9 protein-coding genes and 1 tRNA gene are annotated in these 13,346 nt (G+C 71.1%); 5 read left to right on the forward strand and 5 right to left on the reverse strand.

Translation table 11 applies throughout. The features are described 5' to 3' along the window. Positions 1-38: 38 nt before the first annotated feature. A complete protein-coding gene (locus ACH4B3_RS12680; protein WP_398462817.1) occupies positions 39-1,025 on the reverse strand; it encodes an ABC transporter permease in 987 nt (328 codons plus the stop codon). A 320-nt stretch (positions 1,026-1,345) separates the two neighbouring features. On the opposite strand from ACH4B3_RS12680, the gene hrpA reads away from it, so the two are divergent. The 3 genes from hrpA (at position 1,346) to ACH4B3_RS12695 (ending at position 6,153) form a co-directional block, all read left to right on the forward strand. Continuing rightward, entirely contained in the window at positions 1,346-5,359 is a 4,014-nt protein-coding gene (gene hrpA / locus ACH4B3_RS12685) for an ATP-dependent RNA helicase HrpA (RefSeq protein WP_398462818.1), read from the forward strand. A 217-nt stretch (positions 5,360-5,576) separates the two neighbouring features. Then, a tRNA-Asp gene (locus ACH4B3_RS12690) sits at positions 5,577-5,651 on the forward strand. Positions 5,652-5,766: 115 nt separating this feature from the next. After that, positions 5,767-6,153: a DUF6274 family protein gene (locus ACH4B3_RS12695; protein ID WP_398462819.1), complete on the forward strand. Its 387-nt coding sequence runs from the start codon at positions 5,767-5,769 to the stop codon at positions 6,151-6,153. Between the two features lie 433 nt (positions 6,154-6,586). On the opposite strand, the gene bldC is transcribed toward ACH4B3_RS12695, so the two are convergent. Together bldC and ACH4B3_RS12705 are read right to left on the reverse strand one after the other, a co-directional pair. Next, complete coding sequence (gene bldC, locus ACH4B3_RS12700) at positions 6,587-6,793, reverse strand: developmental transcriptional regulator BldC (protein WP_003949541.1); 207 nt, start codon at positions 6,791-6,793, stop codon at positions 6,587-6,589. A 514-nt stretch (positions 6,794-7,307) separates the two neighbouring features. After that, entirely contained in the window at positions 7,308-8,138 is an 831-nt protein-coding gene (locus tag ACH4B3_RS12705) for a hypothetical protein (protein WP_398462820.1), read from the reverse strand. A 290-nt stretch (positions 8,139-8,428) separates the two neighbouring features. Between ACH4B3_RS12705 and ACH4B3_RS12710 the strand changes: the two genes are divergently transcribed. Then, positions 8,429-9,538, forward strand: coding sequence for a Leu/Phe/Val dehydrogenase (locus ACH4B3_RS12710; protein WP_398462821.1), 1,110 nt, complete (start codon positions 8,429-8,431; stop codon positions 9,536-9,538). Between the two features lie 327 nt (positions 9,539-9,865). Then, positions 9,866-10,129 (forward strand): DUF3073 domain-containing protein, encoded by a 264-nt coding sequence (locus tag ACH4B3_RS12715; RefSeq protein ID WP_398462822.1) that lies wholly within the window; start codon positions 9,866-9,868, stop codon positions 10,127-10,129. A gap of 294 nt (positions 10,130-10,423) precedes the next feature. Here the strand turns inward: ACH4B3_RS12715 and purM are convergent, their stop codons facing one another. Further along, a complete protein-coding gene (gene purM, locus ACH4B3_RS12720; RefSeq protein ID WP_398462823.1) occupies positions 10,424-11,521 on the reverse strand; it encodes a phosphoribosylformylglycinamidine cyclo-ligase in 1,098 nt (365 codons plus the stop codon). Positions 11,522-11,555: 34 nt separating this feature from the next. Beyond that, complete coding sequence (purF, locus tag ACH4B3_RS12725) at positions 11,556-13,073, reverse strand: amidophosphoribosyltransferase (RefSeq protein WP_398462824.1); 1,518 nt, start codon at positions 13,071-13,073, stop codon at positions 11,556-11,558. Positions 13,074-13,346: the final 273 nt, after the last annotated feature.

Below are 13,346 nucleotides of genomic sequence, written 5' to 3' on the forward strand. Positions count from 1 at the left end.
GGCTCGGCTCGCCGGGCGTCGCCGGTCCGGGGCGCGGCTCAGCTCGCCGGGGCGTCGCCGGTCCGGGGCGCGGCCGCCTCGCCCGGCCCTTCGCGGCCGCCGGGGTGGCGGTGCCGCCAGACCCAGAACACCGTGCCGGACAGGACGGCCCACCCGGTGAGCACCAGGAACGGGAAGAGGTGCTGGTGGTCGCGGAAGTAGACCGCGGTGTGCTGGGCGTTGACCGAGGCGCCCGGCGGCAGCCAGCGGCCGAGGACGACCAGCGGGGACGGGAGCAGCGGCCAGGACACCGCGCCGCCGGACGAGGGGTTGCCGACCAGCACCATCAGTCCCCAGGTGGGGAGCATCGCCCAGCGGCCGATCAGCGCGTTGAACATGGAGAAGACCATGCCGGAGGCGAACAGGGTGAGGGACAGGATCAGCCAGGACTCCGCGAACGGCAGGTCCACCGCGTCCAGCAGCCAGTCCACCACCGCGACGATGGCGAAGGCGCACAGCATCGCGTAGCCGGCGGTGAAGGCGATCCGCTCCCCGGGGTTGAGGGCGCGGGCGTGCACGCTGAGCTGGATGGCGCCGACGAAGCCGACGATCACCGCGGCGAGGGAGATGTAGAACAGGGCGAGTCCGCGCGGATCTCCTTCCTGGAGCGGGTTGACGTCGCGGACCGTCACCGGCACCCCCTGCTCCCGGCCCACCTCGGGGCCGGTCCGGGCGAGTACCTCGGCCACCGAGGAGCCGGACGCGCCGGAGACGTCGAGCCGGACGCGCTCGCCGCCCACCTCGAAGACGGCGAACACCTCCTGTTCCTCCACCGCTTCCCGGGCCTGGCTCCAGGTGTCGTAGGGGTGGAGCCGCAGCGAGGCGCCGAGCGCCCGTTCCATGCCGGTGACGAACGCCTGGCCGGTGGGGCCGCGGTGGTCTCCCACCACGGCGACCGGGAGGCGGTGCGGTGTCGGGTTCGCCATGGCGTAGGTGTAGGAACCGGCGAAGAATCCCGCGGAGGCCGCCAGAATGAGGCTCAGCACCACGGCCGGGAAGAAGGGGGAACGGGTGAACGCCGACCACCGGGTGGACCACCGGCCAGGGCGGTCCGGTCCGCGGACGGCCCGCCGGCCGGGGCGGTCCGGGCGGCGGACGGCTCCTCGGTCCGGCCCGTCCGCGGGTGCCCGCCGCGAGCCGCGCGTCGGCCGGCCCACCGGCCGCCGTCCGGAGCGTTCACCCATGGACCCCGCCATGTCCACCCATGGATTCACGCTAAAACACTCATCTCCGACATACTTCCCGAACTAGTCCGGACAGAAATGGTTCGCCAGCCGTTTCGGCGAAGTGAGATCCTGGATCGCGTATGTCCACCACGCCTGCCCCCACCCTCCCGGCCCTGCTGGAGCGGCTCCCCGAGCTGATGCTGCGCGATCAGCAGCGGCTGGGACGCCGACTCGACGGCGCCCGCCGGATCCGCAAGCCCGAGGCCCGAGCGGCCGTGATCGCCGAGATCGCCGCCGAGGTCGACCAGGCCGAGCTGCGGGTCACCGGCCGCCGGGCCGCCGTGCCCGAGGTCAGTTACCCCGAGTCACTGCCGGTCAGCCAGAAGAAGGACGACATCGCGGAGGCGATCCGCGATCACCAGGTGGTGATCGTCGCCGGTGAGACCGGGTCCGGCAAGACCACCCAGATCCCGAAGATCTGCCTGGAGCTGGGGCGGGGCGTGCGGGGCCTGATCGGGCACACCCAGCCGCGCCGGATCGCCGCCCGCACGGTCGCCGAGCGGGTCGCCGAGGAGCTGCGCACCCCGCTGGGCGAGTCGGTCGGCTGGAAGGTCCGCTTCACCGACCAGGTGAGCCAGGACACGCACGTCAAGCTGATGACGGACGGCATCCTGCTCGCCGAGATCCAGACCGACCGCGAGCTGCGCCAGTACGACACGCTGATCATCGACGAGGCGCACGAGCGCAGCCTCAACATCGACTTCATCCTCGGCTACCTGGCCCAGCTGCTGCCGCGCCGCCCCGACCTCAAGGTCGTCATCACCTCCGCGACCATCGACCCGGAGCGCTTCTCCCGGCACTTCGGCGACGCGCCGATCATCGAGGTGAGCGGGCGCACCTATCCGGTGGAGGTGCGGTACCGGCCGCTGCTGGAGGCGGCCGGCGAGGACGGCGACCGGGACCAGATCACCGCGATCTGCGAGGCGGTCGACGAGCTCCAGGCGGAGGGGCCGGGCGACGTCCTGGTCTTCCTCTCGGGGGAGCGGGAGATCCGCGACACCGCCGACGCGCTGAACAAACGGAACCTGCGGTTCACCGAAGTGCTGCCGCTCTACGCGCGGCTGTCGCACGCGGAGCAGCACCGGGTGTTCCAGCGGCACACCGGCCGGCGCATCGTGCTGGCCACCAACGTCGCCGAGACCTCGCTCACGGTGCCGGGCATCCGCTACGTCATCGACACCGGCATGGCCCGCATCTCCCGCTACAGCTACCGCACCAAGGTGCAGCGGCTGCCGATCGAGCCGATCAGCCAGGCCAGCGCCAACCAGCGCAAGGGCCGCTGCGGCCGGACCAGCGACGGCATCTGCATCCGGCTCTACTCGGAGGACGACTTCCTCTCCCGCCCGGAGTTCACCGACGCGGAGATCCTGCGGACCAACCTGGCCTCCGTCATCCTCCAGATGACCGCGGCCGGGCTCGGCGACATCGAGAAGTTCCCGTTCATCGACCCGCCGGACCGCCGCAACATCAAGGACGGCGTACAGCTCCTGGAGGAGCTGGGGGCCATCGACCCCCAGCAGAAGGACGTCCGCAAGCGCCTCACCCCGCTGGGCCGGAAGCTCTCCCAGCTGCCGGTCGACCCCCGGCTGGCCCGGATGGTGCTGGAGGCGGACCGCACCGGCTGTGCGCGCGAGGTGATGGTGATCGCGGCGGCACTGTCCATCCAGGACCCGCGCGAGCGGCCCTCCGACAAGCAGCAGCAGGCGGACCAGAACCACGCCCGGTTCCGGGACGAGACCTCCGACTTCCTCGCCTTCCTCAACCTGTGGCGGTACGTCCGCGAGCAGCAGAAGGCGCTGTCCTCCTCCGCCTTCCGCCGCATGTGCCGCCAGGAGTACCTCAACTACCTGCGGATACGCGAGTGGCAGGACATCTACAGCCAGCTCCGCACGGTCGCCAAGACGATGGGCATCCACCTCAGCGAGCAGGACGCGGCCCCCGAGCACGTGCACACGGCGCTGCTGGCCGGGCTGCTCTCCCACATCGGCCTCAAGAACGCCGGGGTGGAGGGCGGCAAGGAGACCACGAAGAACAACGAGTACCTGGGCGCGCGCAGCGCCAAGTTCGCGGTGTTCCCCGGTTCCGCGCTGTTCAAGAAGCCGCCGCGCTGGATCATGTCGGCCGAGCTGGTGGAGACCTCCCGGCTGTGGGCCCGGGTCAACGCGCGGATCGAGCCGGAGTGGATCGAGCCGCTGGCCCAGCACCTGGTGAAGCGGACGTACAGCGAGCCGCACTGGGAGCAGAAGCAGGCGGCGGTGATGGCGTACGAGCGGGTCACGCTCTACGGCGTGCCGATCGTGGCCCAGCGGAAGGTGAACTACGGGCGGATCGACCCGGAGACCAGCCGGGAGCTGTTCATCCGCAACGCGCTGGTGGAGGGCGACTGGCGCACCCACCACCAGTTCTTCCACGACAACCGCAGACTCCTCGGCGAGGTCGAGGAGCTGGAGCACCGGGCCCGCCGCCGGGACATCCTGGTGGACGACGAGACCCTGTTCGACTTCTACGAGCAGCGGATCCCCGAACACGTGGTGTCCGGAGCCCACTTCGACTCCTGGTGGAAGCACAAGCGCCGGGAGGAGCCGGAGCTCCTCAACTTCGAGAAGTCCATGCTCATCAACGAGCAGGCGCAGGACGTCACCAAGGAGGACTACCCGGACTCCTGGCGGCAGGGGAAGCTGAAGTTCCGGGTGACCTACCAGTTCGAGCCGGGTGCGGGCGCGGAGAACGTGCAGCGCAGCGAGGGCCAGGACGGGGTCACCGTGCACATCCCGCTGCAGGTGCTCAACCAGGTCTCCGCGGAGGGCTTCGACTGGCAGATCCCCGGCCTGCGGGAGGATCTGGTGACCGAGCTGATCCGCTCCCTGCCCAAGCCGGTGCGGCGCAACTACGTCCCCGCGCCCAACTACGCCAAGCGCTTTCTGGACGGCGTGGGGCCTCCCTCCTCGCCCGCCACCGGGCAGGAGGGGCCCGGCCGCGAGCCGCTGACCGTCGCGCTCGGCCGGGAGCTGCAGCGGATGGTGGGGGTCCGGATCGATCCGGAGGACTGGGACACCACCAAGATCCCCGACCACCTGAAGATCACCTTCCGGGTGGTCGACGAGCGGCGGCGCACCCTCGCCGAGGACAAGGACCTGGAGGCGCTGCGCCTGCGGCTGAAGCCGAAGACCCGGGCGGCGATCTCCAAGGCGTTCGAGACGTCCAAGGCGGGCGGCGGCATCGAGCAGCGGTCCGGACTCACCTCCTGGACCATCGGCGCGCTGCCCCGGACCTTCGAGACCCGGCGGGCCGGCCAGCCGGTCAAGGCGTACCCGGCGCTGGTGGACGAGGGCGCGTCGGTCGCGGTGCGCCTCTTCGACACCGAGGCCGAGCAGCGGCAGGCGATGTGGCGCGGCACCCGGCGGCTGATCCTGCTCAACCTGCCGTCCAACCCCGCCAAGTTCGCCCAGGGGCAGCTGGGCAACAGCGCGAAGCTGGCCCTGGCGCGCAGTCCGCACGGCAGCGTCCAGGCGCTCTTCGAGGACTGCGTGTCGGCGGCCGCCGACCGGCTGATCGCCGCGCGGGGCGGTCCGGCCTGGGACGAGGAGGCGTTCCGCAAGCTGTTCGACGCGGTGCGCGCGGACATCATGGACGCGACGCTGGACACCGTCCGCAAGGTCCAGGAGGTGCTGGCCGCCTGGCAGGCCTGTGAGCGCCGCCTGAAGGCCACCACGAGCCCGGTGCTGCTCGCCTCCCTGACGGACGTCAAGGAGCAGCTGGCGGAGCTGATGAAGCCGGGCTTCGTCACCGCGCACGGCGTCCGGCGGCTGCCCGATGTGATGCGCTATCTGGTGGCCGTGGACCGGCGGCTGCAGCAGCTGCCGACCAACGCCGAGCGGGACCGGGCACGGATGGCGAAGGTCAAGGAGATGCAGGACGAGTACGCGTGGCTGCTGGAGCAGTTCCCCCAGGGGCGCCCGGTGCCGGCCGAGGCCCTGGAGATCCGCTGGATGATCGAGGAACTGCGGGTCAGCTACTTCGCGCACGCGCTGGGCACGGCCTACCCGGTGTCCGACAAGCGCATCGTGAAGGCCGTCGACGCGGCGGCGCCCTAGCGGCGGCTCCGGCCCCGGCTCCCGCTCCCGGCAGGCCCCGGGGCCGGTCCGCGGGCCACGCGGCGGCCGGGGTGAGGCGCCGCCGCCGCGGTGCGGACGGTCGCCGGCGCAGGCCCCGCGGGGGTGCCGCGGACGGCCGCCGGGCGCGAGTTCGACCGCACCCCCTGACCTGCTGTAGAGTCTGCTTCGCCAGCGCACGCAGCGCGAAGCGAAGCAAGGTCCTGTGGAGCAGTTTGGAGTGCTCGCCACCCTGTCAAGGTGGAGGCCGCGGGTTCAAATCCCGTCAGGACCGCAGCGACGAAGGCCCGGATCCACGGAGTGGATCCGGGCCTTCGTGCATCTTGACTCCGGCACGTACCAGCGGTACCCAAGCAGTGACTGGTGCGCGGGCGCGGGAGGTGCGGCGCATGACGACGACCGCGAGGCGTGAGATCCGGGCGCTGCTGCGCGCCCATCTGTCGGCGGCGGCGGGCCGGCGGCACTCCACCCGGCACTGTCCGGTCTGCCACCGGCTGCTGCGGCTGGCGATGCAGCCGGCGCCGCCCGAGCGGCCCTCCGGGCGCGCTGAGCCCTCCGGGCCGTCCGGTGGCCCCACGAGCCCCGCGGGCCCCGACGAGCCCTCCCGGCCCGATTGCGCCCGGACCAGTGGCGCCAGGTCCGCCGGCCCGGCCCGCACCCGCCCGGCCCGCACCGCCCCGGAGGCGTCGTCCGGGGGCGGGCTCGAACACCCCGGTCCACCACCCGATTCCCTTTACCGTAGGTATGCGCTTGATGACAAGCCGCATGCGATGTGACGGGAGTCACCGAACAGCTTTCCAAAGTGGGGTGACTTACACCTCTCCTACAACAGGTCAATTTAATATGTGCAATTGCACCACTCCCCCACGACCCTTTCGAGCCGGGCGCCGAGGGGGCGGGAGGTCCCGGGAAGCGCTTCCCACGGCGCACGGGACGATCCGGGAAGCGACCCCTAGCGGGCTGCCACGAGGCCACTCCGCAGGGTGGCGGAAGCACCCCCGGGCGGACCCGGGCGGACCCGCGCGGGGCCGCCGGCCGCGCCGGGGCAGAAAAAAATCGCGCTGGACCCGGCGGAGTCCAGCGCGATCGACGACTCACCCATGATGCGGCGGGCGGCGGGGCCTGTTGGGGCAGGCACCTGTCGTTTGGTGCTGAAAGCGGGCGTTCACCAGGCTGGGGGGCCCGGAAAATGCCCGGTCATGCGGTATTTCAGGCTTCGCTGCGCTGCTGCGGGATGCCCGCCAGCAGTGCACGGACCTCCGCTTCGCGGTAGCGCCGATGCCCTCCGAGCGTGCGGATGGACGTGAGCTTGCCTGCCTTGGCCCAGCGCGTGACCGTCTTCGGGTCCACGCGGAACATCGTGGCAACCTCAGCCGGGGTCAGCAGCGGCTCAGCATCAGGGGTGCGAGCGGTCATGAGCGGCCTCCTCGGGAGAACCGAACCATCACGGTTCTTTCCTCTAAATTCTGCACCTTGACCCGCGTTGCCCGATATGGCGGACGCGGGCCGAGTCGGTTATAGGACGAACGGCTTGTCCTCGGCACTACAACTACACCATCTGTCCAGCCCCATCGGCCAAACCGATGGAATTGCCCTCTCAGGTGTTCAACCTCGGCGGAAGCCGATGGACCATGCCATAGCGGACAGTCACGCAACCGTGACGATCAGTCACAACAGGACCAGGGGTCATCAGACCCGCCAAGGCGTGCAATACAGAGGAATCCGCCCTTACTTGGACGGAAGGAGGCCCCCTTGGACTCCTTGTCCTATTTTGACACGAGGACAGGGGATAGCCGCAAGACCCGAAGTAAGTGGGTTACGTCACGGTTGCCGTTAAAAGTCCGTATCGGGACCTACGTCCTTGCCCGGCGCCCCAGGCCGACCGCGCCCCCGGACACCGGGGGCACCCCCGGGCCACGAGCGCCGCCGGCTAGCTCGCGTGCTGCAGCCCCCGCACCGCGGTCCAGCGCTCCGTCAGCCTCTCGTACGCACCGCCGGCCCGCTCGCCGTCCCCGTCCCGCAGCGCCGCCAGCCCCTCGGCCACGTCACGGGCCGAGCGGTCGGCGTCGAGCTGCTCCCGGGGGACCACCTGCGCCAGCCCTCCGTAGTCCAGCTCGACCAGCGAACGCGGGTGGAACTCCTCCAGCCACCGACCAACATCTACCAGGCCGTCGATGAGCGGCCCCTCCCCCAGCGACTCGCGCAGCACCTTCAGCCCCCGCGCCACCCGCCGCCGGGCCTCCACCATCGGCGTCCGGTAGCGCAGCACCAGCCCGTCCTCGCCCTTGGTGAACTCCCGCTCCTCGTCCGCGAAGAGGACGAACCAGCGCACCGGCACGTGCCAGGTCGCCGAGCGGATCCACGGCCGGGCGTCCGGATTGCGCTCCAGCCACCGCTCGAAGTCGGCCACCGCCTGCCGCCGCACCACCGGTGGCAGCACCGCGTCCAGCAGCGACGCCGGGAAGTGCTCGGCCGCCTCCTCCAGCGCCAGCCAGCCGCGCAGCCGGGTGCGCCAGGGGCAGACGCAGACGATGCCGTCCACCACGGCCACGAAGGCGTCGCTGCTCTCGTGCACCGGCACCGGGACCGGCGGCACCGGCAGCAGGTCGGTCAGGGAACGCCGCAGCTCCTCCTGGGCCCCGGGGATCCGGTCCCGCCGCGCGTAGCGCGCCCAGTGGGTCCGCTCCGGTTCCGGGAACGCGGCCAGCGGCTCATAGACCCGGAGGTACGCCGCGTACGGGACGGTCACAGCCACGGTCACGCACGCTCCTCAAGCCCGATTCGAGTGCCGGTAGTTGCCTACCGCGGATGCTCGAATCGTCCCACGAAGGCGCTCCGGCACGACGCGGGCTCCCCGGTCCGGCCGGGTGCCGCGGTCCACCCGCGGCACGGCCGGTCCGCCGCGTCGGCCCCGGGCCCGGCCGGCTGTGCCCCACCCGCCGCCCCACCCGCGGAATCACCTGCGCGAAGGGCCCAAGGGAAGGTCACAAGGGCTTACGCTCTTGCCCACCGGCCCTCCCCACCCCCGGAGGGCGTCCAAAACCGCGACTTATGGGAGTCACCACCGTGACTGACGTACGTCCCACCGACGATGCTGACGGCGTGCTGAACACACTGTTCCGATCTGACCAGGGCGGCCACGAGCAGGTCGTCCTCTGCCAGGACCGCGCGACCGGCCTGAAGGCCGTCATCGCCCTCCACTCCACCGCGCTGGGCCCCGCCCTGGGCGGTACCCGATTCCACGCGTACGCGTCCGACGAGGAGGCCGTCCTGGACGCGCTCAACCTCTCGCGCGGCATGTCGTACAAGAACGCGCTCGCCGGGCTCGACCACGGCGGCGGCAAGGCCGTCATCATCGGTGACCCCGAGCAGATCAAGACCGAGCAGCTGCTGCTCGCCTACGGACGCTTCGTCGCCTCCCTCGGCGGCCGCTACGTCACCGCCTGTGACGTCGGCACCTACGTCGCCGACATGGACGTGGTGGCGCGCGAGTGCCGCTGGACCACCGGCCGCTCCCCGGAGAACGGCGGCGCCGGCGACTCCTCCGTGCTCACCGCCTTCGGGGTCTTCCAGGGCATGCGGGCCTCCGCCCAGGCCGCCTGGGGCGCGCCCACCCTGCGCGGCCGCCGGGTCGGCGTCGCCGGCGTGGGCAAGGTGGGCCACCACCTCGTCGAGCACCTGATCGAGGACGGCGCCGAGGTCGTGATCACCGATGTGCGGGCCGAGTCGGTGGACCGGATCCGGTCCAGGCACCCGCAGGTCACTGCGGTGGCGGACACCGAGACGCTGATCCGCGCCGAGCTGGACGTCTACGCCCCGTGCGCGCTCGGTGGCGCGCTGAACGACGAGACCGTGCCGGCGCTGACCGCCAAGGTGGTGTGCGGCGCGGCCAACAACCAGCTCGCCCACCCCGGCGTCGAGAAGGACCTCGCGGACCGCGGCGTCCTCTACGCCCCGGACTACGTGGTGAACGCGGGCGGGGTCATCCAGGTCGCGGACGAGCTGCACGGGTTCGACTTCGACCGGGCCAAGGCGAAGGCGACGAAGATCTTCGACACCACGCTGGCCATATTCGAACGCGCCACCAAGGACGGTGTCCCGCCGGCCGTCGCCGCCGACCGCCTCGCCGAGCAGCGGATGGCTGACGGTCACCAGGAGTAACCCCAGCGGTCATATTTCGGCCATTCCTTGGTGCACCGGCGCCGCTTTGTCGGCGCTCCGACAGGCCGTGAGGGAGAGATCCCTCACGGCCTGTCGGCGGGTCGGCGCCCGGGACGCGTTAAAATCGCAGCTGACCAGCGGGGACGGGGCTCCTCGCGGGTGCTGTGACGTGGCACGTCATGCGGGCGACGTACCGTATGGCCACAGAAGCAGGTACCGTTGAAGCCCTACGGACGGTCTCTCCTGGAGAGTCCGCTCCGAATCATGAACGTGAACGCGTGTCAAGACTCTGGGGCCGTCGAGCCCCGTCGTTGAGGGGGTCGAGCCATGGGGCGCGGCCGGGCCAAGGCCAAGCAGACGAAGGTCGCCCGCCAGCTGAAGTACCAGAGCGGCGGGACGGACCTCTCACGCCTGGCCGAGGAGCTGGGCGCATCGTCGACAACGAACCGGCCGCCGAACGGCGAGCCGTTCGAGGACGATGACGAGTTGGAAGACGACCCGTACGCACAGTACGCGGATCGGTACAACGACGACGAGGACGAGGACGAGGACCAGCAGTCCGACCAGTCCGCGTATCGCCGTCGGGCTTGACCGCGCTCGCGTACCGGGCGTCCGGCGACCAGCTGCACCCGAACCGGTTCGAGGCTCACACCTCGGACCGGTTTTCGTGCTGTCCGGACACGCTCCGAACGGGCCGGGCCGACGGTGCGGCCCCCTCGGTGTCCGGCTCCCCGCGCTTCCGGTGCGGCGGGGAACCTCCCGGTGACACCGGTCCACGCGGCCGGTCCGGCCGGCTCCGGCCGGGATCCCGCCCCGGTGGTCCGCCATGACGCGACCGGGCGCCCGCGATCACTCGCGGGGCGCCCGTCCGGCCCGTGATCCACGTCAGCTCGCGTAGTCACCGGTCAGGGTCACAGCCTCGGCGTGCTCGGCGTCGCGGTCGAGGATCTCTCCGCACACCCAGGAGTCGACCCCGCGGTCGGCCAGGGTGGTCAGCGCGACCTCCACGGACTCCTGCGGGACCACGGCGATCATGCCGACGCCCATGTTGAGGGTCTTCTCCAGCTCCAGCCGCTCCACCGACCCGGCCCGGCCGACCAGGTCGAAGATCGCGCCGGGCGTCCAGCTGGACCGGTCCACCGAGGCGTGCAGGTGGTCGGGGATGACCCGGGCCAGGTTGTTGGCCAGGCCACCGCCGGTGATGTGCGAGAAGCCGTGCACCTCGGCCGTCCGGATGAGGGCCAGGCAGTCCAGCGAGTAGATCTTGGTGGGCTCCAGCAGCTCCTCGCCGAGGGTGCGGCTCAGCTCCGGGACCTCGCGGTCCAGCGACCAGCCCGCCCGGTCGAACAGCACGTGGCGGACGAGCGAGTACCCGTTGGAGTGAAGGCCGGAGGAGGCCATCGCGATCACCGCGTCACCCGAACGGATACGATCCGCGCCCAGCACCCGGTCGGCCTCGACCACGCCGGTGCCCGCGCCGGCCACGTCGAACTCGTCCGCGCCGAGCAGCCCGGGGTGCTCCGCCGTCTCGCCGCCGACCAGCGCGCAGCCGGCCAGCACACAGCCCTCGGCGATGCCCTTGACGATCGCCGCGACCCGCTCCGGGTAGACCTTGCCGACGCAGATGTAGTCGGTCATGAACAGCGGCTCCGCACCGCACACCACCAGGTCGTCCACGACCATGCCGACCAGGTCGTGGCCGATGGTGTCGTAGACGCCCATGCGGCGGGCGATGTCGACCTTGGTGCCGACCCCGTCGGTGGCGGAGGCCAGCAGCGGCCGTTCGTACCGCTTCAGGGCGGAGGCGTCGAAGAGCCCGGCGAACCCGCCGAGGCCGCCCACGACCTCCGGGCGGGTGGCCTTCTTCACCCACTCCTTCATCAGCTCGACGGCGCGGTCGCCCGCCTCGATGTCGACGCCCGCGCTCGCGTAACTGGCACCGGTGCCCGCGTGCGGCGCACGCTCAGAGGACTCAGCAGACATGGCTGGGAACTTTCGTGTCGTGTGTTACGGGGCGTTACGGACGGCGGAGTGCGTCCGCGGCGTCGGTCCCGCCCGCCAGCTCGGTCTCCAGGAGGTGCTTGCCCAGCAGCTCCGGGTCCGGCAGCTCCATCGGGTACTCGCCGTCGAAGCAGGCGCGGCACAGGTTCGGCTTGGCGATGGTGGTCGCCTCGATCATGCCGTCGATGGAGATGTAGGCGAGGGAGTCGGCGCCCAGCGACTTGCCGATCTCCTCGACCGACAGGCCGTTGGCGATCAGCTCCGCGCGGGTGGCGAAGTCGATGCCGAAGAAGCACGGCCACTTGATCGGCGGCGAGGAGATGCGGATGTGCACCTCGGCGGCCCCGGCCTCGCGGAGCATCCGCACCAGGGCGCGCTGGGTGTTGCCGCGCACGATGGAGTCGTCGACCACCACCAGGCGCTTGCCCCGGATGACTTCCTTCAGCGGGTTCAGCTTCAGCCGGATGCCCAGCTGGCGGATGGTCTGCGAGGGCTGGATGAAGGTCCGGCCCACGTAGGCGTTCTTGACCAGCCCGGAGCCGTACGGGATCCCGCTGGCCTCGGCGTAACCCACCGCGGCCGGGGTGCCGGACTCCGGCGTGGCTATCACCAGGTCGGCGTCGGCCGGCGCCTCGGCGGCCAGCCGGCGGCCCATCTCGACCCGGGACAGGTAGATGTTCCGGCCGGCGATGTCGGTGTCCGGGCGCGCCAGGTACACGTACTCGAAGACACAGCCCTTCGGCCGGGCCTCGGCGAACCGGGAGGCCCGCATGCCGTTCTCGTCGATGGCGATCAGCTCGCCCGGCTCCACCTCGCGGACGAAGCTCGCGCCCACGATGTCCAGGGCGGCGGTCTCCGACGCCACCACCCAGCCGCGCTCCAGGCGGCCGAGGACCAGCGGGCGGATGCCCTGCGGGTCACGGGCGGCGTACAGGGTCTGCTCGTCCATGAAGACGAGGCTGAAAGCACCCTTGACCTTCGGCAGGATCTGGGCCGCCGAGTCTTCGATGGTGAGCGGCTTGCCGTCCGCGTCGACCTGGCCGGCCAGCAGCGCGGTGACCAGGTCGGTGTCGTTGGTGGCCGCCACCTGGGTGGCCCGCCCGTTCTCCCGGGGCAGGTCGGCGACCATCTCCGCCAGTTCGGCGGTGTTCACCAGGTTGCCGTTGTGGCCCAGCGCGATCGAGCCGTGCGCGGTGGCCCGGAAGGTGGGCTGCGCGTTCTCCCACACCGAGGCACCGGTGGTGGAGTAGCGGGCATGACCGACCGCGATGTGGCCCTGCAGGGAGCCGAGGGAGGTTTCGTCGAAGACCTGGGACACCAGTCCCATGTCCTTGAAGACGAGGATCTGTGAGCCGTTGCTCACTGCGATGCCCGCGGACTCCTGTCCACGGTGCTGCAGTGCGTACAGCCCGAAATAGGTGAGTTTGGCGACCTCTTCACCCGGAGCCCAGACACCGAAGACGCCGCAAGCGTCCTGGGGGCCCTTCTCACCGGGGAGCAGGTCGTGGCTGAGTCGTCCGTCACCACGTGGCACGCCATCGAGTCTAGGCCAGTTCCGGAGCACCGCCGAACGAGGGACGGCATCCCGGGCACAGATCACACCCTGCTACCGCTTCCCGCCAGGGCCGAGGCGTTGACGTGAGCCCCCGGCTGCGGCGAGGATCACATTCATGCAGCAGCCTTACGGTGTGCACGGGACTCTCGTCGAGCGCCGCCACGTCGACTTCGGTCGCACGGCCAGCGCCATCTGTCGCTGAGCGTAATCGCCCCGGCGGTCCGGACCGGTCCGGCCACCCGGGCCCCCGCG

It is taken from the genome of Streptomyces sp. NPDC018031 (assembly GCF_044327625.1).
Lineage (GTDB): Bacteria > Actinomycetota > Actinomycetes > Streptomycetales > Streptomycetaceae > Streptomyces.

What these genes read in the sequence shown, in the direction of transcription:
- hrpA (WP_398462818.1), top strand. Translation starts at nt 1,346, where the DNA reads ATGTCCACCACGCCTGCCCCCACCCTCCCGGCCCTGCTGGAGCGGCTC.
- ACH4B3_RS12695 (WP_398462819.1), top strand. Translation starts at nt 5,767, where the DNA reads ATGACGACGACCGCGAGGCGTGAGATCCGGGCGCTGCTGCGCGCCCAT.
- bldC (WP_003949541.1), bottom strand. Translation starts at nt 6,793, where the DNA reads ATGACCGCTCGCACCCCTGATGCTGAGCCGCTGCTGACCCCGGCTGAG.
- ACH4B3_RS12710 (WP_398462821.1), top strand. Translation starts at nt 8,429, where the DNA reads ATGGGAGTCACCACCGTGACTGACGTACGTCCCACCGACGATGCTGAC.
- ACH4B3_RS12715 (WP_398462822.1), top strand. Translation starts at nt 9,866, where the DNA reads ATGGGGCGCGGCCGGGCCAAGGCCAAGCAGACGAAGGTCGCCCGCCAG.
- purM (WP_398462823.1), bottom strand. Translation starts at nt 11,521, where the DNA reads ATGTCTGCTGAGTCCTCTGAGCGTGCGCCGCACGCGGGCACCGGTGCC.